The following is a 19912-nucleotide window of genomic DNA, read 5'->3' as shown; positions in this document are numbered from 1 at the left end:
TATCCTTGCCTTACGCTTTTGCCTTCGGCATCTGGCTCACCAGCGACAGATTCACGTCCATCCCTTCCACCTGGAAGTGCGGCACCGCAAACAGCTTCACGCGGAAGAAGCCCGGGTTGTCTTCGATATCCTCAACGATCACTTTCGCATCACGCAGCGGGTGAGACGCCTGCAGGTCGTCGTTCGGGTCGGTCATTTCGGTGACCAGGCTTTTCACCCAAGTGTTGAGTTCCAGCTCCAGCAAACGGCGATCTTTGGTGGTGCCGATGTTTTCGCGCTGAATCAGCTTCAGATAGTGCGCGATACGCGACAGCAGGAAAATGTAGGGAAGACGGGCGTTGATGCGGCTGTTGGCGGTGGCGTCGGCGGTGTCGTAAATGGCCGGTTTCTGGGTAGAGTTCGCTGAGAAGAAGCAGGCGTAATCGCGATTTTTGTAGTACGACAGTGGGATAAAGCCGAGGTTGGAGAACTCAAACTCGCGGGTCTCCGGTATCATCACCTCAGACGGGATTTTCACCTGATTGCCGGTGCCGAGGTCGTAAAGATGAATCGGCAGATCTTTCACCGCCCCACCGGCCTGCGGGCCACGGATTTGCACGCACCAGCCGTTGTTGATAAAGCTTTTTACCATATTAGCGGCAAAAGCAAACGACGCGCTGGTCCACAGGTATTTCTCGTGGTCCGGGCCTTTGACCTGCTCGATATAGTTAAAGCTGCGCACCGGTACCGTGTCCGGGCCATACGGCAGGCGACCCAGCACGCGCGGCATCACCAGACCCAGGTAGCGGGAATCGTCGGTGTCGCGGAAGGATTTCCACTTGATGTATTCGGCACGGTCGAAGTAGTTGCCGATGTCCTTGATAGCAGCGACTTCTTCCATCGAGGTCTTATTAAAGAATTTCGGGCCGGCAGAGCCGATAAACGGCATATGGGCCGCAGCGGACACTTTAGAGATGTTACGCATCAGCGCCACATCCTGGGCCGACGCATCAAACTCGTATGCAGAAATGACGGCCGCAATCGGCTCACCGCCAGGGGTGTCGTATTCCGCTACATACGTGTGTGTGTACAGTCCACTCTGGATGATTTCCGGGGCGTCTTCAAAATCCTGACGTAAATCATCCTTGGAGATATCGAGGATTTCGGTCTTTACGTTCTGGCGATAATCGGTGTTGTCGACCAGATGCTTCAGACCGCGCCACAGGCTTTCAACTTTCTGAAATTCCACGTGGTGCATGACCACATCCAGCTGGCGGCTGATTTGATAATCCAGCTCAGCGATATGGTGGTCGATTAACGTCTTGTCGAGCTTATCCACCTTCTGACCGGACTGGCGAAGGCGCTCAAGGAACACCTTTACGCCAGCGGTGATACGTTCATTTGCGTCGGCTTCCGCCATCGCGGCTTCATCCTGCCAGATACTCAGATCGCTCAGGCCGGTCGCAGGCGTCAGGTTGATTTTTTCAAACAGCGAGGCATATACCCCGCTATCCATGGAACGTTCCCGGACGAGCGTCTCGCCGCCGGATACAGCGTTTTCATTCTGTACAGACATCAGCATAATCCTGTGTTGGTCCGTCAATAATCAGGCGTGTTTTGGTGCCAGAGCGGCGATTTCACTGCGTAGTTCATTGCTCAGCGCCGGGTCGCGTAATATCCGTTCCAGCTCTTTGCGGAAGGTGGCATTATCAAGAAGGTTAGACTTGAGGTCGCGCAGCAGGCTACGCATAGCGAGCATCGCTTTTAACTGTGGGATTTGGCGGGCAACCTGTTCAGGCTCAAAATCTTTTATATCGCGGAAGGTAAGCAAAATATTTTCTTCGCTGCCGTCACCGGCCAGCGTATTTTCTACCGCCAGGTTTACCTGGGGTGAAAACTCAGCCAGTACGCTCCCGAAGTTATTTTTGTTAATATCTTTTTTTTCACGTTCAGACAACGGGCGGCTCTCCCGACCATTACTGAAGTCCCCTACTGTTAATAATTTCAGGGGTAATTCAACTTTCTTCTGTGCGCCCCCGGTATGCAGGTTCAGCCGCAAATTAATTCGGGCCTTTGGCACTTCATTCTGAAATGAGTCCGCCATCGTTAATCTTCCCTTCGTTCAGAAATAGAACACCAAAATGGCGCTCTTCCATAAACATCATTCTGGGATAAGTGACCGATAAAGATCAGTGATTAAGATCAATATTCTTTACATAAGCTAAATTAAAGTATATTTGTCCGCAAGTGGACGAGAGCGAGTATTTACAAAAATACAAATCAATGAGTTGAATTTAAAAAGCCAGAAAGTGCGTGGATTTACCCTCTGTCAACACGCTCCACAATAAGAAGTAAACAATCTGTCAAGAAATGATATTCCTTATTGAGTCTATTTTAACGCGACGGATGGTAACAAAAAATAAATGAGTGCCTGCTTTATTATTCAAACCAACATAATCTAAACATCAGGAGTTTTAAGAAATAAAGAATGGATGCACTGAGGTATATAAATCGCGTCAATATATTCACAAATATATATCAAAAAGTGCATCATTGAGCGATCGTCGAAACAGAACGAATGTGAACGTTGATCTGGGAAAGCGATCTGACGTTTTAAAAATCATCTTTCAGCATTTCTCAGTCACCAAATCCATACTCGTTAAAGTGATGATGACAATGACGGATGACCTTCCCTGCTGTCAAAGACCGGGCACTGCGCCGCTTACGGCGGAGAACGACTGATGCCAGCTTATCGGTTCACCGTCTGCTGGCTGAATAAAGGTAGCCACATCCGCTGGTGGACGATGCAAGTGCTTTAACACTCAGGCAATTCCTTCGCCAACAGTTGCGGCCAAATGGCGGCCCAATCCGATCCATGTGTCATGTTGCTGACGATGTCGACCTGACTGCAAGTGCCACCGACTGCACGCTGAAAGCGTTGCGCGACTTCGGGTGTCACTGTTTTATCAGCATCACCGCTGAAATGAAGTTGCGGCATCGTTCGGAGTGCAGAAGCACGATCGATGGCGCTAACGGCATCGGGCATTGCGCTCACATGATGAATTGCATTCACATACGCCACGTCAAGATTTCCCGCCACAGTGCGTAACGAACGAACATCAGTGCGGCGTTCAGCCAGTATTGCTGCGATATTGCCGCCGCCGGAATACCCTATCAGCTCCAGCTTCACGCCTGGATACTGCTTCACAAACTGAGTCAGCGCGTCATTCATAGCATCAATGACGGACGGTGAAAATCGGTCGCTTGTCCATACCCGCTTATCACAATGAGCAGGTAACGGCGGCCCGATAAACTGGCAGGGGCGCGCAATATACAGCACATTTTGATTTTTATCCGTCGCAGCCAGCGTCAACCCGATCGGTTTACGTGGCGTGGGGTCATCTGAAGGTTGCGTGCGACTCTTCCATGCAAAGCCGTCACCCTCAATATAGACGCGCAGTGAATGAACGGGAGCAGTAATACGGGACCAGGTGGCGATCAAAAAAGGGTTGGTTTGTATGTCATCTCTGCTCAGCATGGAATGCTGTGCAATCTCCTTTGCGGTAATGCGCGAATCATCTGTAACACAGCCCACTAATAAAAAAGATAAACTAATCAATATACCTGTGAAGAATATATCATGTTTTATTCCCATGCCCTGCTCACCCTAAGTTAAATCAAAAACATTATAAAAAATGTGGGATTGTTTCACTTAGAAATAATTAAGCAAAACTTATTGTTTTTTGCAACAAACCGTATATTCTCCGCCAGAATGATATCGGATTAATCCGAAGACGATCTCATCTGCATTTTACAACTATCGCAACTTTGTGACGGCTCACCATGAAAAAAAAATATCTCAGCCAGCTGATTTCTCTGCTGGTGGCTTCAACGGCGGCGCAGGGGCTGCTGACAACTCACGCTTTAGCAGTATCTGGTTTAACTATCGACTCATCGGTTAGCAGCATTAATGTTGTCGGCCCAAATGACTCACTGCATATCACTAGCACTGGCTCAATTACCGGTGCGCCCACCACCGCGTTAACCGTTGAACAGAATGCCACATTAGCAACATTGATCAATGATGGTGCCATCAATGATGACGGTAGCAACAGTAGTAATTATGGCAATAATATCGTTCAGGTTAATGGCGCAATAACGTCATTTGAAAATACAGGGACTATCTCCAGTATTAATCAGTACCACTATGGCAGCATCGTCGCGGTAGGCGCATCGGGTGAAATTGATAATTTCATCAACAGCGGAACAATTAAAAACGCGTCAGATAATTTTAACCCGGGTTTAAATAATACCGGAGCTGTCACGAATGCGGGTTACATTAAAACGCTGACTAACACTGCTGATGGGAAAATTACCGGATATTCCGGCATCAACAACCAGGGCAGAATTGACACATTATTAAATGCAGGCGTGATTGCCACCGATACGGGCAATCATGGAATGATGCCAGGAAACAATGCTGCTATTTATAACAACATGAACAGTAGCATTGGTACATTGCATAATACCGGCATTCTTCAGTCAAACTCACTCTATAGTTATGATGGCGGCGGAATCTTTAACTTTGGTACGATTGATACCCTCATCAATGATAATGAAATTATAGGGAGTTCTTTCGGTATTGAAAACTATGGTGCAATTGGTACCATTGAGAACAACGGTAAGATCACCGCAAACAATTTTGGCATCTACGCAAGTACCTCTAATGCAACCTCTATTGGCACGATAGCCAATAATGGTGAAATCAGCGGTGCGAGCTACGGGATTTTGATTTCCACTTACAGCCAAAGTCTGGAAACAAATATTATCAACAAGGGACTGCTGAGCGGCACAAACTTTGCCCTTTATCTCCAGAGCGACAGCAACTCCTCTTACGCTGCTAATATTACGCTAACCAACAGCGGTGTGGTTGCGGGTGATATTTATACCAATAATTCTGAGCCGTTAAAAATTAATGGTGGAACCACCACCATGGGCGAGTTAACCGGCTTGAACGGAATTGGGACCATTACCAGTACCCGCTCTAACGTAGAATTCGGTACGGGCTCACTGCTGCTTAACGACAATGTCGTGGCCAGTACTGTTGTTAACAATGCTGCGTCATTGCAGGTGAACAACAGCATCACGGTTGCGGGAGATTACCATCAGAAAGCCGCTGCCACGCTGATCTCTGGTATCTCTGATTTGGCGATTTCACGCACCGATCTTATCGCCGAAACCGGCTATGGTCGCCTGAATGTGACCGGTAATGCCACGATTGATCAAGGTTCCAGCGTCAATCTGGTGCGCACGGGTAATACCTATAAATTCGCCGAAGGTCAGCGCTTTGTGGTGGTGAATGCCGCGGGTGCCGCGACCGATTACAATGCGGATAAACTGAACTACAAAGCCATCGGCTACCGTGGTGCTGTACAAGGTTCTGTTTATGATGATGGCGAGAATAAAGCGCTGGTCTTAACCGTCGGTGCTGAGCAGCCAGTCACTCCGCCTGTCGTAACGCCGCCAGTTGTCACGCCTCCCGTCGTAAAACCACCGGTGGTGACACCGCCTGTTGTCACGCCGCCTGTAGTAACACCACCTGTTGTGACGCCGCCAATTGTCACGCCGCCCGTCATCACACCACCGGTTGTGACGCCTCCGACGCAGCCAGATCGCGGTTTGGCGACGATTCCAAGCGCCACCGCTTCACTCGGCGGTCTGGGGAACTATACCGGGATTGCGTCACCGCAATTACTGGAGCTTTATAACGCCTCGCTGGCAATTGACAGCAAAGGTGAAGCGAACCGCGTAGGCGAGAGTTTGTCTCCGGGTCAGAACATCAACACCAGTTCAGCCGCTGCGGTGGCAACGTCGACCGCTCAGGCCGTGGTGGGAGCGCACATTGATGCCGTCCGTAATCCGAGCAATTCCGGTACCAGCGGCGTGGCGACGGGTGATGATTACGCCAGCAACTGGATTGTCTGGGGTCAACCGTTCGGTGGCTATGCACGTCAGGACAGCACCGCTGAAGTCAGTGGTTACAGCGCGAAGTTTGGCGGCCTGATCATGGGTGCGGATCGTTCGCTGGGTGACGACTGGCGTCTGGGTGCGGCGGTGAACTACAGCAATACGTCTGTTCACGGTAAAGGAAACCTGAGTGGCAATACCTCGACGGCCGATAACTACGGCGTCATCGGTTATGCCGGTTTCACAGGCGATCCTTGGTATCTCAACTTGTCTGCGGGTGTGAACCGTCAGAACTACACCTCCGTTCGTCGCGCTGATTTCACCGGTTTCTCCGGCGCTGCGCAGGGTAAATTCAACGGTCAGTCCGTCACGCTGCAGACTGAATTCGGCTATCCGCTGACGCTGCCAGCTGGCGTGGTTCTGACACCGCTTGCCAGCCTGACTTACGGCTATCAGCACGTTGATGGCTATAAAGAGACTGGCGGCAACGGTATGGCGCTGGATGTTGGCAGCAGTCACGCACAATCCGTCGTAAGCGACATTGGCGCGCGTATTGAGAAAACCTTCGCAACGGGTCTTGGCAATCTGACGCCATTCGCCCAGGTGACGTGGTTGCATCAGTATGATGACCGCCAGGTCAGCAGCCGCGCGTCCTACGCCGCTGATACTGTGGGTGAAACCAGCTTCACGACCAAAGGCGCATCGCCAGTGGAAGACATGGCTGGCGTCGCGATCGGCAGCACGTTGTATGAGGCGAATGAGTTGAACCTCGACGCGCGCTACGATCTGCAAGCGGGCGAGCGCTATCAGGCACATACCTTCAGCCTGCGTCTGCGCAAAATGTTCTAATTGAGATGATGAATAAACGGGGCCTGAAAGGGCCCCGTTTTTTTATGTGCTGCAAAAGATTGAGTTTTTCAGTTAGCGCGTCGATAGTTATCCTTTTCTCATACGTAAACTGATATGAACGCTTCAGCTCTTAACCCTGCTTTGAAAATCGGCGCGCTGCTTTTGGTCGTCATTCTGGTGTATACGGGAATGTTCACCGGCGACAGAGCCACCTGGCTGATGGAAGTCACGCCGGTCATCATCATTGTGCCGCTTCTGCTCGCAACGCATCGACGCTATCCGCTCACGCCCCTGCTCTATACGCTCATTTTCTTTCACGCGATCATATTGATGGTTGGCGGCATGTACACCTACGCCAAAGTACCGATAGGCTTTGAGGTTCAGGAAATGTTCAATCTGAGCCGTAATCCGTACGACAAACTGGGACATTTTTTCCAGGGTCTGGTGCCTGCCCTGGCGGCTCGCGAGATTCTGCTGCGAGGCGGTTATGTCAATGGCCGCAAAATGACGGGTTTTCTGGTGTGCTGTATTGCCCTGGCGATCAGTGCGACCTACGAGTTGATTGAATGGTGGGCGGCACTTGCCATGGGGCAAGGCGCTGATGACTTCCTGGGGACGCAGGGTGACCCGTGGGATACGCAATCAGATATGTTTTGCGCCCTGCTCGGCGCGCTGACCACCGTGCTGATTCTTAGCAGATATCACCAGCGACAGCTTGAGAGACTGCCTGACTAATATCGTGACGCACAGGCCGCATCATTGCGGCCTGGTGTTTTTTGTCAGCACCGTGAAGTCATTCCAGACGCAGGTCGTCTTAAACAACGCCAGAAATAAGATGCACTGGCTGAAGCGGCTTACGCAGCGGCTGATTATGTAACCGGGCATACCGGGGTTCTTGTTGTGCCGCTGGCGATAAGATAACGGTGTTATTCTCAATGCTCAGGTGACCGTAATCAAATAGCCTATGTAAATCGGCGGTCAAAACAATACCGTTCTCAATCGTGTAACAGACTTTGGTTGCATGGCTGATAATGTGACACGCTTCCAGCGCCAGTGAGCACCCAGTAATAGCGCACTTATTTTCCCAATTTAACAGGATCTTTTTGCGGAATACTTCCTGCCCGCGGCGGACTTTAACCATCTGCATACCATCTTCACGAAACGTGGCGGGCTCAGCATACTGTTCCGTAACGTCCAGCAACTCACTCAGAATCGCCACAACGGGGGATTCAAGCGGAGCCTGGAAAGTCGCCCCTTGACGGCAGAAGTGCTGTTTAAAAATACTCAGGCGTTTGTCACCATACATATCGGGTAGCTGCGCATTCAGGATCGTCTCATCGAGCCTAATAAAGCCTTCACCGGGGGTAATATTGTTTAATTCAAATCTGAGAGGATAAATGCTGGCCGGTTCTTTATAATGCCCTACGATCTCGTAGAGACCGCAAAGCTTATAATCCTCCTGTCCCTCAGGATGCTGAATCACGAAAACACAGTCGCCTTTTTTAACACGATTCCATGTCGATTCGCGCCCTACGCCATAGCCCTTTTCAAATTCAAAATCATGTCTATTTGCCGGGCCGTGATAAGCGTAAAAATAATTCATACTCAAATCCTTATTATTTATAATAAAGATATTATCGGCACCATTATCTATATATTTAGGTTCAGAGTTTAAGACCACGTTATCCGCAAGCGTTAAGGTATTTAACGAATCATCACCCATTTCCAGCCCAGAAGGATGGTGATAGCCACGATAGTGATGATCGCCGAGATATGTAATGCAAAATCCAGTGGATGTACCTCTATCGGATGGCAAAACGACAGCAGCGTCAGCGCCATAAAAGCGACCCCAGCGCCCGCTGTCGCCAGGCTGCGCAGCGGATGCAACGAACGGGTGCGCCGCAAATAGCCAATCACCAGCGCGAGCATCGGGGTGCTGACCGCCAGCATAAAGGTGTAACAACTCACCTCTTCATGATGGTTCACGGGAGATGTCTGACTCAAACTCACCATGACCGATCCCAGCCAGAGCATCAGCAATGGCGCAAACCAGCGCCAGCTTAACGGCCGTCGCCCGGGAATACTGATTAAAAAGGCGTTACCGATCGCCATGATCCCGAGGATGAAAGTCAGCGACAGTTGCAGCGTGGCTAACAGCGCGCCGGACTGGCTCCAGTCGGTCGCTACGCGCTGCATCAGAAAGCTGGTTAACCACCCGCACGGCAGCGCCATCAGCGTCCACGCCAGCACGCGCCAGCCTGTGTGCCAGGGGCGCTTAACCGGTCGCGCTTGCTGGCTTAGTTTTTCGATAAACACGTCATGATCGGCCATGATTCGCTCCCATCCGGCGAAGATTCGTTAATGCTCTGTGTAATAAAGATTTCACGGCCGAAAGGCTGAGATTGTGGCGCTGAGCTGCCTCGGCGAGCGTCATTTCCTCGAGGTGAATATGCTGCACAATCTGGCGCTGACGAGAAGGCAGCCGGTCTAATATGAGCGACAGCTCCTCCTGCATCTCCTGATGTTCTGAATCATCCAACGCAGCATAATCTGATAACGATGTATCGGCTGTTGTTTCACGCCGCTGAGAACGCCCCCGATGGCGAAGCGCGTCGATCGCGCGGGCCTGCGAAATGGCTATCAGCCACGGCAAAAAAGGACAGGCTGGATCGTAGGTATGGCGCACCCGATGGACCGTCAAAAGGACATCCTGAATGACATCTTCGATCAACACCGGATCGGACACCTGTTTGCGCACAATCGCCCGGATAGCCGGAACGATAGCGCGCAAAAGCTGCGTATAAGCGTCACGATCCCCCGCCTGGGCTTTTACCATCAGCGCGGGCCATGCTTCGCGTGGCGCAAAAACGTTATCCATATTTCGCCATGCTATTTACCTCATGCTTTTTTGCCAGAAGCCTGATCCAGCGCGTTGACCACAATCGACGGCGTGAGCACCTGCGGCAACACTTTTGGTGCGCTTCCGTCCGCCGGATACACAACATATAACGGTAATCCGCCCTGCCCGAACCTGTTCATCGCGTCATCGATATCGGCGTTAAACGAGGTTGAATCGGCCACCATATAGACGGTTCCCGTCCGCGCCATGGCCTGCTTCACGGCCTGCGTAGATAAAGAGGTACGGTCATTGACCTGGCAAGTGATGCACCACGACGCGGTGAAATTCACAAAAATCGCTTTGCCGTGGCCGCGCATCGCGTCCACATTCTGCGGCGACCATTTAACCGGAGTGACATTTTCAGTATTTTGCCTGGCCGTTAGCGCTTCCCCCGTTTTCATAACGCTCGGCAATGGCGCAACGGCTACGGCAAAAAATGCCACGGTGAATGCCAAAAGTATCTTATAAGACTGTCCCTGATAGCGTCTGCGCTGGGCAATGCCGTACAGCCAGGCGGCAAAACTGACGATCACCGCGCAGGCCAACAGCGCCGCAAGCGCTGCCGTTCCGGCCTGCTGCGCCAGCACCCACACCAGCCAGGCAAAGGCACCCAACATCGGAAACGCCAGCCCTTTCTTGAGAAAATCCATCCACGCGCCAGGACGGGGTAATCGACGGGCAATTGCCGGGAATAGCGAAACCACCGTAAAGGGAGCCGCAAAACCGAGCGCGAGCGACAGGAAAATTGCCAGTGAAACCACGGGCGGTTGGACCAACGCATAGCCGATGGCTCCCGCCATAAACGGTGCGGAGCACGGCGTCGCAACAATGATGGCCAGCGCGCCGGTCAGCGCCGAGCGAACAAACGCGCCGCGCCCAAGAGAGATCTCGCCTGCCCGCTGTAGCGAAAGCCCCACCTCAAACACGCCGAGAAGATTCAACGCAGCGCCAAGAATAATGAGCGCCAGAATGGAAATCACCAGCGGCGACTGGAGCTGAAATCCCCATCCAACGGCGGTTCCTCCGGCGCGCAGCGCCAGCAAAACGGCCGCCAGCACCATCATGGTAAAAATCACTCCCGCTAAAAAACCCAGCCCTTCCGTCCGCGCGCTGGCGCTATTGCCCTGATGGCGCATGATTCCCAGCGCTTTTAAGGAGATAACGGGAAATACGCAGGGCATAAAATTGAGGATAATGCCGCCCAAAAAGGCGGCCAGAATAGCGGTTAACATGGCGAACCTCGATGCTAAATCAGAGTGAATTACGAATGTGATTTCGCGTATTGCTTAACCGCATCCATCGTTTTCTGGATATGCGCGTCAGGGTTACGGTCAGTGTAGCTCAGGAGAATTTTGCCATCCGGAGCGATGACGAAAGACGTGCGATCGGAAACGGTTTTGCCGTTCATTTGCATCAAAGTTTCATATTCTGCGGCCACTTTTGCCCCCGGATCGGCGGCCACCGCAAACTTATCGCGGCACTCCAGTTTGGAGAATTCATCGACCTGATCGACATTGCCAGCCGTCACGCCCACTACGGTTGCGCCCAGTTTTTTAAAGTCATCCGTTGCTTCAGCAAAAGCATGCGCTTCGAGAGTGCAGCCTTTAGTAAAGGCGGCCGGGAAAAAGTAGAGCACGACAGGCCCTTTTTGCAGCGCTTGCTGCAAGGAGAAGGTCAAGGGTTTGCCGCCCAACGCACCCTGTAAACTGAAATCAGGTGCTTTCGCGCCAGCTTCAAGTGCGGCCTGCGCATTGACGGCAATTAACGAAAAAGTGAGAGCAACAGCAGCAGAGATGATTTTCAAACGTTTCATGGTCGAGCTCCTCAGGGGGGAATGTGCTATCTGAATAATAGTTCGCCCGGTGTTCCTGAAAAGTTTCGCCCAGCCATAAAAAAACATCCGCAAGGGATACTTGCGGATGTTCAAGTGAGTAACGCGATGATTCTTTAGAAGCTGACGCCACCACCGAAGTAAGCGCCGTCAATCAGAGTGTGGTTCGGACGGCCATCTTTGCCGTCGACGCTCACGTGGCGATAACCCACTTTCAACGTCAGCGGCTTAACCGGTGTCCAGCTCACGCCGCCGTTCGCTTCAACATAGTTTTTTACGCTGTTGTTCAATCCATCAGGCGCAACATAACCTTCGCCAAATACGCTCACGCTGTCAGTCAGTGCGACGTTAACACCACCACCGAACGGGAAAGCTACGCCGTTATCCCCTTTTTTTGGTCCCAGATAAACGGCTTTCGCACCTGCATTCAACATGACCGGGCCGACTTCAAAATTATATCCGGCACCGACGCCACCCACCTGAGTACCATCCTGGGTATTTTTAAGCCAGTGACCTTCTGTATAAATGCCTGAAGAGTCTTTGCCTAATTCCGCATTCAGGTTAGTGAAGTTTTTCCCCTGCTCCAGGCCAACGCCCATTGCTAATGCAGAACCAGAAGAAACTGCCAGAATACCCATCAGTACAAAATTAATCTTTTTCATATTACGACCTCGTTAAGCAAATTGATTTGGTCGTAAATTAACAATCAAAATGCCAACATGCAAACGTGACTAAATATTGACTCATTATATTTTCATGATGTTTTTTTGTATTAATTTCGTTGCATTTTCTTATTTTAAATTCATCGTCAATGAATTATCCCCGGCTGTTTAGGATTCATTTAGGTTTATCACTAAACAAAACATGAACACCACAGATTAAACCATTCAAAATGCATTAATTCGGAATTGAATAATTAAGTGAAAAGCCTCAATAATCATACTTTATTACGCTGATTTACACTTCATTAAAAAACAACATGTCCGTAGACCGTGATATTCCCGCTGAGTTCCGAATCTTTGCGATAAATCATGGGGCGAAATTTTCTTTTTTTAATTAATTAAGTCAGAGAGTGAATATATTTTGAAGAAGATAAACCGCACGTTGCACGTTGGCATCCGCAAGTCGAGCCTGCGGATACCTGTACGTTGCTGTTGTAAAGAGGCTATTTATCTTTCACCACAATTAACGGTTCGATATCACTCTCTTTTTTAATTACCAGCGAATCATCCCCGCGCAAACAGGTCCCGCCGTAATTTCCGCCTACGGTAAAGGTGCAGACCTGAATATACTTGCCATCCACTTTAGGTAGACACCACAGCTGCTGATAGATATTTTTGCGATCGACAAACTTACCGCTGGATTTATCTAATAGCTCTTCCTGAGCACTAATGAGATCGATATTACTGCCGCATCGCCCGGCGATGGGCTTCACCGCATAGCCGGTTTTGCTCAGCCGTTCGTTGACCTCAAAATCAGTGTCCAGCAGATAGCGATGATTCGGGAACAGTTGCCACAGCACCGGCAAAATCGCTTTGTTGCCTGGAATAACCGTCCATAACGGTTCAAAGACCAGCACTTCCGGGCGCAGCAGCACATCGATTAAACGCACTTCATTCTGTGGATGACCGGTACGAATCGGCACGGCGGCGTATTCGGTTTCGCTGACTTCACGGACCTGCTCGATCGCGGTTTCCCACGCCCAGGTTTTCCACACGCAGTTGACGTGGCGGCCTTCATCATCCACCAGCTGTCCGGCGACATCCCAGCTTAACGTCTTCAGCCCGTGAAGAATTTTGGTCTCAAAGCCTGCCTGCATCAGCGAGCGCTGAATAAACAGCGCGTGATAATCCTCTTCGATGTCATTGTCCTGCATGATGTGAACGAACGGACGCGCATTGCTGTGTTTCCATGCGCCGGTCAGTTCCTCAAGCAACCCTTCCGCCGGATTATGCCCCGTCCCGCGATAACCGTTTTTCACCCACTCTTCGAGGATAAGGCCGCCTTCGGTATGGCAAGACGCTGAATCCGCGTTGTATTCGTAAACCTTCAGCCCGCGCTCATCCATGCAAAAATCCATACGGCCCGTAATCATATGGTGACGACGCCACTGCCAGGATAGACGCAAGCGCGGCCAGAGGATTTTCGGGATGTCGAAAAGTGCCAGAAGATTATCGTCTTTCAACACTTTGTCGGTGGCGTGCAAATACATCAGATGCAGCTCGTTGGTCGCCTTGATCAGCTCCTGCTCGGCGCTTTCGGTCATGGTGAAATACTGGCAGGGATCTTTATTGATGACGTGACCGTTCGCCCGGACATACGCCTGCTGTAGCGCGTCATTTTCATTGAGCCATTTACCGTCGAACTGGCGTTTGTTTTGCAGTCGTGCGCCGGTAAGGTTAAGCAAATCACTCTCGATTTCCGGCTGCGGCAAGCTGTGTTCTGTGTCGTCGGTCTGGATCATCCAGCCAAGAATGTGAGTGTCGGTATACGTGTCGTGCAGGGTGTAGTGGCCATTCTCGACTGATAAGCGCAGCTCGCGCGTCCACTGCTGGCCAATCGGCAGCGGCGAATGCAGCACGTTCTGTTCTGCAATACGCACCTTATCGCCCATCAACTGGGTGATGATAGCAACGTGTCCGGTTTCACTGAATTCGCCGTCATTGTGCCAGATGAGCAGCGCGCCCGCTTCAGGTGCGCGCTTTGAACCGTTCGCGAAAGCCTGTAACGGCAGGAGGTTGTCGTTAACCACCTGACGCAGAAAGCGCAGCGAGAAAATCTCCCACGCCATGCCAACGTCGGTAAAGACATAGCCGTAATTGAGAAACAGAAAGCGGCGCGCAAACTCAACGCACTGCCATTTGTGCCCCATATATTCGTTGCCAATATAGCTACGAAATTCCGCGTCTTCCGGGTACTGGCGCGGGTCAAGGCTGCTGTAGTTCGAGGAGTAAATCGCCACGCCTCCCGGCGCATAACCTAACAACGTCCCAAACGGAGCGTCACTGCTTAACTTTCCTTTACGCATGTATCCAACCTAAACGGGCAGGCGGCAATTATTGAAGGGTTGTCGTCGTCTGCACAATGTGATTAACCAGACAGAGGTGGATTAATCATACACCTCTGAGGGGAATGATTTAAATCGCGTGTTGACCAAAATGCCAGACGGCGGGTGTATAAACCGCAGACAAAAGAACCGGAAAATCTATTGCGCTCGCAACGTTAAAGCGTTCACAAATCTCCTGCTACACTGCCACAACACATCACGCAAAAGGCAGATCAACATGTCAGACAACAACTACCAACCACCGAAAGTGTGGGAATGGGATCAGAACGGTAACGGCGGCGCGTTCGCGAATATCAATCGCCCCATTTCCGGCGCCACGCACGAGAAAGATCTGCCCGTCGGGCAGCATCCTTTGCAACTGTATTCACTGGGTACGCCAAACGGTCAGAAAGTCACGATCATGCTTGAAGAGCTGTTGGCGCTGGGTGTCAGCGAGGCGGAATACGACGCATGGTTGATTCGCATCGGTGAAGGCGACCAGTTCTCGAGCGGCTTTGTGGACGTAAACCCGAACTCGAAGATTCCGGCACTTCGTGACCACTCCACAACCCCACCGACGCGCGTATTTGAATCGGGCCATATTCTGCTGTATCTGGCAGAGAAATTTGGTCATCTTTTGCCACAAGATCCGGCGGGACGTACCGAAACGCTGAACTGGCTATTCTGGCTGCAAGGTTCCGCACCGTTCCTCGGCGGGGGTTTTGGTCACTTCTATAATTATGCGCCGGTGAAAATTCAGTACGCCATTGACCGCTTCACGATGGAGGCCAAACGTCTGTTCGACGTGCTGGATAAACAGCTTGCGCGGAGTCGTTACGTCGCGGGTGATGAGTACACCATCGCCGATATTGCCATCTGGCCGTGGTTTGGCAGCGTGGCGCTCGGCAACGTTTATAACGCCGCCGAATTCCTCGACGCCGAGAAATACACCCACGTGCAGCGTTGGGCAAAAGAGATCGCGCAGCGTCCAGCGGTGAAACGCGGCCGTATCGTCAATCGTACCTTTGGCGAGCCATCCGAGCAGTTACATGAACGCCATGCGGCGAGCGACTTCGATACGCAAACCGAAGACAAGCGTCAGGCGTAATGATTGACCGGGCGGTTTTCCGCCCGGTTAAACGCCAAATCCCGCCTCGAGCAGTATCACTTTGGCTTCTTTTGACTGTATAAATTCTGCCAGCCGCTGTGCCTTAGGCGTCAGAACCGCCAGTGCATACTGTGCATGGGGGTTAAAGGGTTCAGGAATAGCAAGTACGGTTAGCCCCTCCGTTTGTCGCAGCGTGTTTGCGTAGCTGGCGTACCCAATAAACATTTCGGCCTGTCCAGACTCAATTACCCACTGAGCCGCCAGCGTGCCTGTTGGAATGAGAGCGGAATTGCGCCCACCGACCAGCGCCAACGCACGTTGTCGCGCGGCATGTCCTTCCACGCCCATCCGGTTAAACAGTTCCTGCGTATAGTCACCAGAAGGATCGCACCCCGCCGTTGAAGTTGCGAGACGTAAGTCAGTGCGATTAAGCAGAACACGCCAATCGTCACCGACGTGCATCACATCGCTGCGAACGGTCAGGCACAGTTTATTGCTGGCAAAAGGCACCACAGCCTGCGCGCGTCCGGCCGCCAGCAAAGCCTGCGGGTGCGCCAGATTTGCTGAAGCAAACAGGTCGCACTCTTCCCCCGCGAGAATACGCTCTTGTAAGATTCCGGCTGGGCCAAAATGCGTTTCAACAGGTTCTGAAAAGTGTGTGATAAGTTGCGCCCACACCCTCCGCAGACTGCCCGCTGCCAGCACGCGCATCAGTCGATGCCCTGATACGCTGTGCGATAGAAACGCTGATACCAGTCGTTCGCGACTTTGTGCATGTCCACGTCTTTGAATTTTTCGGGATAGAGTTTTTTCGCCATCCATAGTTCACCGATACCCATGGCTTCCGGCATCGGGTAACCCCAGGCTTTGGCATAATCTGGCATCAGATAGACACGCTGGTTTTTCACTGCATCAATGACCTGCCACTGGGCAGAGTTTTTAATCTCATCGACTACCGAGGGATAGCGGTCCTGCACAAAAATAACCTGCGGGTTCCATGCAATGACTTGCTCCATCGCCACCGTTTTGAATCCTTGAATCGTCGCTGCGGCCACATTTATTGCGCCGGCATGCGCCATCATCAGGCCCGTGTATTTTCCAGAACCGTACGTCGTCAGTTCCGGATTTGCCATGTAGGTGCGGATACGTTTTTGTTCAGGGATATCTTTCAGGCGATCGCTGACCATTTTGCGACCTTTAGCTGTCGCGTCGATCAATGCTTTCGCTTCCTGAGGTTTATTGACGATCTCACCGATCAGGGTGATGCCTTCACGCAGCCCCTGATCGTAAGCTTTTTCTTCATCAGCCAGAGTCGGGTTCATTTTGGCTTTCTCGCCCACAGCATCATGGCGCAGCGAAATGGCCACCACGGGAATGCCTAAACTGCTGATCTTGTCGATCATCTCCTGCGGTGCGTAGTTGGTCACAAACACCACCTGCGGATGCAGCGCGATGAGCTTTTCAGGATCAACGTGGGTGAGATCGCCAAGCGTCGCTTTTTGGTTTAGCGCCGGCACAAGACGCGCGTAACCTTCTCCAAGCTGTTGCTTCCAGTTCGCCAGAATCCCAACAATTTTGTCGGTAGCGTTCATTTGCACCAGCAAATTCAGGGTCTGATGCTGGAGAACCACCACACGATCCACTTCATCAGGAATTGTTACCTGACGTCCAATCTGATCCGTTATCTGCCGCGCCGCCTGCGAAAACAACGGTAGAGAAATCAGTAAAATAAAAACAGCGCCCCGCCAAAATCGTTTTTTCATCATGCCCTCACCTTTCGTTATGCAAAATATTATATAACGAATCAACTGGAACGTCGTGACCCTCTTCGGGAGTAGCGAATTTCGTTCTAAATTTGGATTAAATACCCGGCGGAATCGCGCATGGCACTCACTAAAATGCGGGTTTTCTTTATAACCGGAACACCGTCATGAAGTTTGAAGCCTTTCCCGGGATCAAGCAGTTAATCCACTGGGTCATTAATAACGAATCCGTTATCGTGCAGGGGATCGCCAATTTGGTTGGCGCTATTTTCCTGTTATTCGTAGGACTTTTTATCGCCCGCGTCACCAGCAGCGGCTTTAAAAAATTACTCTTAAGCCGTCACGTCGATAAAACCATTACGCAGTTTTGCAGCGCACTGTTGCGCTACGCCATGGTGGCGTTTGCGGCAATTGCCGCACTCGGACGCATCGGCGTTGAGACATCATCCATTATCGCGGTGATTGGTGCTGCCGGGCTGGCGATCGGCCTGGCGCTGCAAGGCTCACTCGCAAACTTCGCGGCGGGCGTTTTACTGGTGACGTTACGCCCTATTCGCGCGGGGGAATACGCGAGCGTGGGGGCCGTGGCTGGCACGATTGAAGAAGTCCATATTTTCTCAACCACCCTGCGCACATCCGACAATAAAATGGTCGTGGTGCCCAATGGCAAAATTATCGCCAGTGAGATCACTAACTTTTCCCGTCAGAAAGAGCGTCGTGTCGATATTACGCTGGGCGTGGCCTATAACACCTCAATTGAACATCTTAAAAACGTCATTAAAACGGTCATTCAACTCGATCCGCGCATTCTCCACGACAAGGGCCACATCATACGTCTCAATGAATTTGCCCCTTCCTCGCTGAATTTTGTGGTCCGCGTATGGACTGAAAATAAGCATTACTGGGACGTGTATTACGATCTGATGGAAAACATCAAAAATGCGCTGGATGCCAATGAGATTCAGATGCCGTATCCGCAGATGGATGTGCATTTAAACGATCAGCGTCAACGCACTCCCTCGGTGGAGATGATGCAACAATGAATGCCATTAAACATCCGCGCGATTTACCGCAAACGCTTTTTGGCGTCATTATCATCCTGACATTATTGTGTTCCGCCATCTGGATCCTGCACCCTTTTCTGCTGAGCATCGTGTGGGCTGGTCTGATCGTTATTGCAACCTGGCCGCTTTATACCACCGTACAACGCAAACTCGGTGGCCGCAGAAAGCTCGCGATAACCGCCATGATGATTTTTCTGACGGCGATATTTCTGCTGCCGATTATTTTCAGTGCCGGAATGCTTTCAACACTGCTTGAAGATCTGCTGCAATGGCTGATGCATCTCGATAAATCTCACCTGCCATCTCTGGACTTCCTGACGCATATCCCATTGGTTGGTGAGCATTTACATCGCAAATGGCTGGCGCTAATGCATGAAAATGCTGAGAGTATTTTTGGCACGCTAAAACCGTGGATCACCCAATTTATTGTGATACTGGCGCAAGGTCTTTCGCAATTTGGCGCGTTGTTTGTAAATGGGCTGATGATGCTTCTCGCCTGTCTGGCATTTTACCTTTATGGGATCACTATCACCCGTGGGCTGCGTCAGTTCGCTTTCCGCATTGCAGGTGCTCGTGGCGACAATGCCGTCCTGCTCGCCGGAACAACCATTCAGGCCGTGGCGATGGGCGTTGTTATGACGGCGGTGATTCAGTCCGCCTTTGCCGGACTGGGGCTGGCAGTCTGCCATATTCCGTCAAGCGCCCTGCTGACCGGCATTATATTTGTGCTCTGTCTGATGCAACTCGGCCCCGTGATTATCATGCTTCCGGCGCTTATCTGGCTATTTTACCAGGGTGAACACTGGTATGGCGCAGTGTTACTTATCTGGACCGTCATCGCCGGTTCACTGGATAACATCTTAAAACCGATATTGATTAAACGCGGCGCGGATACCTCACTGCTGCTGATCATGACCGGTGTTATAGGCGGTATGCTGACATGGGGCATGATTGGTCTACTGATTGGCCCCGTATTACTGGCCGTCTCCTGGAAATTGCTCTCCTCGTGGGTGAGCGAAGCACATTATCAACCTGTCTCTGCAAAGGAACTGTCATGAATATGATTAAAACGACACTGATTATAAGCGCTCTGATTTTCTCAACCTCTGGCATCGCAATGGATAAAACCGCCGTGGGCGCCGTTGCGGGTGCGGCCATCGGCGCGGCGACAGGTAAAAGTGTAAAATCTACGGTGGGTGGCGCGGTGGTCGGGGCCGGAACGGGTGCGATGCTAAAAGGCGGTAAGACAGGCAAAGCGGCACGTAAAGGCGGTGCGGTAGGGGCTGTGGTTGGCGCCGGGGCGGCGGCAGTCACCGGGAAAAGTGTTCTGAAAGGTGCTGCGGTAGGGGCCGGGACAGGAAGTTTGATCGGACAAGCGACGCATTAAAAGCATAACGCCGGGTAGC

The 19912-nt window shown here is 51.5% G+C and carries 19 protein-coding genes; 6 read left to right on the top strand and 13 right to left on the bottom strand.

What is annotated here, in order from left to right; genetic code table 11:
• Positions 1–10: 10 nt before the first annotated feature.
• From tssC to AC0LWE_RS09235, 4 genes are all read right to left on the bottom strand, one after another.
• Positions 11–1561 (bottom strand): type VI secretion system contractile sheath large subunit, encoded by a 1551-nt coding sequence (gene tssC / locus AC0LWE_RS09250; protein WP_234593729.1) that lies wholly within the window; start codon positions 1559–1561, stop codon positions 11–13.
• 24 nt (positions 1562–1585) lie between these two features.
• Positions 1586–2083: a type VI secretion system contractile sheath small subunit gene (gene tssB, locus AC0LWE_RS09245; protein WP_219347390.1), complete on the bottom strand. Its 498-nt coding sequence runs from the start codon at positions 2081–2083 to the stop codon at positions 1586–1588.
• A 595-nt stretch (positions 2084–2678) separates the two neighbouring features.
• Entirely contained in the window at positions 2679–2801 is a 123-nt protein-coding gene (locus tag AC0LWE_RS09240) for a hypothetical protein (RefSeq protein WP_267970700.1), read from the bottom strand.
• Positions 2795–3634: an alpha/beta fold hydrolase gene (locus AC0LWE_RS09235; RefSeq protein WP_219347389.1), complete on the bottom strand. Its 840-nt coding sequence runs from the start codon at positions 3632–3634 to the stop codon at positions 2795–2797. The genes AC0LWE_RS09240 and AC0LWE_RS09235 overlap by 7 nt, the downstream gene beginning before the upstream one ends.
• Positions 3635–3822: 188 nt before the next feature.
• Between AC0LWE_RS09235 and AC0LWE_RS09230 the strand changes: the two genes are divergently transcribed.
• On the top strand, positions 3823–6795 hold the full coding sequence (locus AC0LWE_RS09230; RefSeq protein WP_219347388.1) for an autotransporter family protein: 2973 nt from the start codon (positions 3823–3825) through the stop codon (positions 6793–6795).
• A gap of 114 nt (positions 6796–6909) precedes the next feature.
• Positions 6910–7530, top strand: a complete 621-nt coding sequence (locus AC0LWE_RS09225) for a DUF2238 domain-containing protein (protein WP_131486293.1) — start codon at positions 6910–6912, stop codon at positions 7528–7530.
• Between the two features lie 79 nt (positions 7531–7609).
• Here the strand turns inward: AC0LWE_RS09225 and AC0LWE_RS09220 are convergent, their stop codons facing one another.
• From AC0LWE_RS09220 to gss, 7 genes are all read right to left on the bottom strand, one after another.
• Positions 7610–8518 carry an HNH endonuclease gene (locus AC0LWE_RS09220; protein WP_219347387.1) on the bottom strand — a complete coding sequence of 303 codons (909 nt, stop codon included), beginning with the start codon at positions 8516–8518 and terminating at the stop codon, positions 7610–7612.
• Positions 8500–9126, bottom strand: coding sequence for an NrsF family protein (locus AC0LWE_RS09215; RefSeq protein WP_219347386.1), 627 nt, complete (start codon positions 9124–9126; stop codon positions 8500–8502). The genes AC0LWE_RS09220 and AC0LWE_RS09215 overlap by 19 nt, the downstream gene beginning before the upstream one ends.
• Positions 9113–9673, bottom strand: coding sequence for an RNA polymerase sigma factor (locus AC0LWE_RS09210; protein WP_219347385.1), 561 nt, complete (start codon positions 9671–9673; stop codon positions 9113–9115). The genes AC0LWE_RS09215 and AC0LWE_RS09210 overlap by 14 nt, the downstream gene beginning before the upstream one ends.
• Before the next feature lie 20 nt (positions 9674–9693).
• Positions 9694–10926, bottom strand: coding sequence for a protein-disulfide reductase DsbD family protein (locus AC0LWE_RS09205; protein ID WP_216980940.1), 1233 nt, complete (start codon positions 10924–10926; stop codon positions 9694–9696).
• Between the two features lie 29 nt (positions 10927–10955).
• A complete protein-coding gene (locus tag AC0LWE_RS09200) occupies positions 10956–11507 on the bottom strand; it encodes a peroxiredoxin (protein WP_059177535.1) in 552 nt (183 codons plus the stop codon).
• A 134-nt stretch (positions 11508–11641) separates the two neighbouring features.
• Positions 11642–12187 (bottom strand): YfaZ family outer membrane protein, encoded by a 546-nt coding sequence (locus AC0LWE_RS09195; protein ID WP_059177534.1) that lies wholly within the window; start codon positions 12185–12187, stop codon positions 11642–11644.
• A 503-nt stretch (positions 12188–12690) separates the two neighbouring features.
• Entirely contained in the window at positions 12691–14553 is a 1863-nt protein-coding gene (gss, locus tag AC0LWE_RS09190; RefSeq protein WP_219347384.1) for a bifunctional glutathionylspermidine amidase/synthase, read from the bottom strand.
• A 256-nt stretch (positions 14554–14809) separates the two neighbouring features.
• On the opposite strand from gss, the gene yghU reads away from it, so the two are divergent.
• Positions 14810–15679, top strand: a complete 870-nt coding sequence (gene yghU / locus AC0LWE_RS09185) for a glutathione-dependent disulfide-bond oxidoreductase (RefSeq protein WP_131486299.1) — start codon at positions 14810–14812, stop codon at positions 15677–15679.
• Between the two features lie 27 nt (positions 15680–15706).
• Here the strand turns inward: yghU and AC0LWE_RS09180 are convergent, their stop codons facing one another.
• The gene (locus tag AC0LWE_RS09180) at positions 15707–16390 is read right to left on the bottom strand and encodes a molybdate ABC transporter substrate-binding protein (RefSeq protein WP_219347383.1); all 684 of its coding nucleotides are present in this window, start codon (positions 16388–16390) and stop codon (positions 15707–15709) included.
• Complete coding sequence (locus tag AC0LWE_RS09175; RefSeq protein WP_219347678.1) at positions 16390–17442, bottom strand: ABC transporter substrate-binding protein; 1053 nt, start codon at positions 17440–17442, stop codon at positions 16390–16392. The genes AC0LWE_RS09180 and AC0LWE_RS09175 overlap by 1 nt, the downstream gene beginning before the upstream one ends.
• A 167-nt stretch (positions 17443–17609) precedes the next feature.
• On the opposite strand from AC0LWE_RS09175, the gene mscS reads away from it, so the two are divergent.
• Genes mscS through AC0LWE_RS09160 form a run of 3 tightly spaced genes read left to right on the top strand, consistent with a single transcriptional unit; the run spans position 17610 to position 19893 of the window.
• Entirely contained in the window at positions 17610–18485 is an 876-nt protein-coding gene (mscS, locus tag AC0LWE_RS09170) for a small-conductance mechanosensitive channel MscS (RefSeq protein ID WP_216980938.1), read from the top strand.
• Positions 18482–19564 carry an AI-2E family transporter YdiK gene (gene ydiK / locus AC0LWE_RS09165; RefSeq protein WP_219347382.1) on the top strand — a complete coding sequence of 361 codons (1083 nt, stop codon included), beginning with the start codon at positions 18482–18484 and terminating at the stop codon, positions 19562–19564. The genes mscS and ydiK overlap by 4 nt, the downstream gene beginning before the upstream one ends.
• Positions 19561–19893 (top strand): glycine zipper family protein, encoded by a 333-nt coding sequence (locus tag AC0LWE_RS09160; RefSeq protein WP_174342904.1) that lies wholly within the window; start codon positions 19561–19563, stop codon positions 19891–19893. Before ydiK ends, AC0LWE_RS09160 begins: the two co-directional genes overlap by 4 nt.
• Positions 19894–19912: the final 19 nt, after the last annotated feature.

This window comes from Lelliottia sp. RD5, assembly GCF_056032945.1.
Note: the sequence above shows the minus strand (reverse complement) of the source record. Positions and strands in the feature narration are given on the sequence as shown.

What these genes read in the sequence shown, in the direction of transcription:
- AC0LWE_RS09195 (WP_059177534.1), bottom strand. Translation starts at nt 12,187, where the DNA reads ATGAAAAAGATTAATTTTGTACTGATGGGTATTCTGGCAGTTTCTTCT.
- tssC (WP_234593729.1), bottom strand. Translation starts at nt 1,561, where the DNA reads ATGCTGATGTCTGTACAGAATGAAAACGCTGTATCCGGCGGCGAGACG.
- AC0LWE_RS09175 (WP_219347678.1), bottom strand. Translation starts at nt 17,442, where the DNA reads ATGAAAAAACGATTTTGGCGGGGCGCTGTTTTTATTTTACTGATTTCT.
- yghU (WP_131486299.1), top strand. Translation starts at nt 14,810, where the DNA reads ATGTCAGACAACAACTACCAACCACCGAAAGTGTGGGAATGGGATCAG.
- AC0LWE_RS09215 (WP_219347386.1), bottom strand. Translation starts at nt 9,126, where the DNA reads ATGGCCGATCATGACGTGTTTATCGAAAAACTAAGCCAGCAAGCGCGA.
- AC0LWE_RS09180 (WP_219347383.1), bottom strand. Translation starts at nt 16,390, where the DNA reads ATGCGCGTGCTGGCAGCGGGCAGTCTGCGGAGGGTGTGGGCGCAACTT.
- gss (WP_219347384.1), bottom strand. Translation starts at nt 14,553, where the DNA reads ATGCGTAAAGGAAAGTTAAGCAGTGACGCTCCGTTTGGGACGTTGTTA.
- AC0LWE_RS09225 (WP_131486293.1), top strand. Translation starts at nt 6,910, where the DNA reads ATGAACGCTTCAGCTCTTAACCCTGCTTTGAAAATCGGCGCGCTGCTT.
- AC0LWE_RS09200 (WP_059177535.1), bottom strand. Translation starts at nt 11,507, where the DNA reads ATGAAACGTTTGAAAATCATCTCTGCTGCTGTTGCTCTCACTTTTTCG.
- AC0LWE_RS09210 (WP_219347385.1), bottom strand. Translation starts at nt 9,673, where the DNA reads ATGGATAACGTTTTTGCGCCACGCGAAGCATGGCCCGCGCTGATGGTA.
- AC0LWE_RS09230 (WP_219347388.1), top strand. Translation starts at nt 3,823, where the DNA reads ATGAAAAAAAAATATCTCAGCCAGCTGATTTCTCTGCTGGTGGCTTCA.
- AC0LWE_RS09235 (WP_219347389.1), bottom strand. Translation starts at nt 3,634, where the DNA reads ATGGGAATAAAACATGATATATTCTTCACAGGTATATTGATTAGTTTA.
- mscS (WP_216980938.1), top strand. Translation starts at nt 17,610, where the DNA reads ATGAAGTTTGAAGCCTTTCCCGGGATCAAGCAGTTAATCCACTGGGTC.
- tssB (WP_219347390.1), bottom strand. Translation starts at nt 2,083, where the DNA reads ATGGCGGACTCATTTCAGAATGAAGTGCCAAAGGCCCGAATTAATTTG.
- AC0LWE_RS09160 (WP_174342904.1), top strand. Translation starts at nt 19,561, where the DNA reads ATGAATATGATTAAAACGACACTGATTATAAGCGCTCTGATTTTCTCA.
- AC0LWE_RS09205 (WP_216980940.1), bottom strand. Translation starts at nt 10,926, where the DNA reads ATGTTAACCGCTATTCTGGCCGCCTTTTTGGGCGGCATTATCCTCAAT.
- ydiK (WP_219347382.1), top strand. Translation starts at nt 18,482, where the DNA reads ATGAATGCCATTAAACATCCGCGCGATTTACCGCAAACGCTTTTTGGC.
- AC0LWE_RS09220 (WP_219347387.1), bottom strand. Translation starts at nt 8,518, where the DNA reads ATGGGTGATGATTCGTTAAATACCTTAACGCTTGCGGATAACGTGGTC.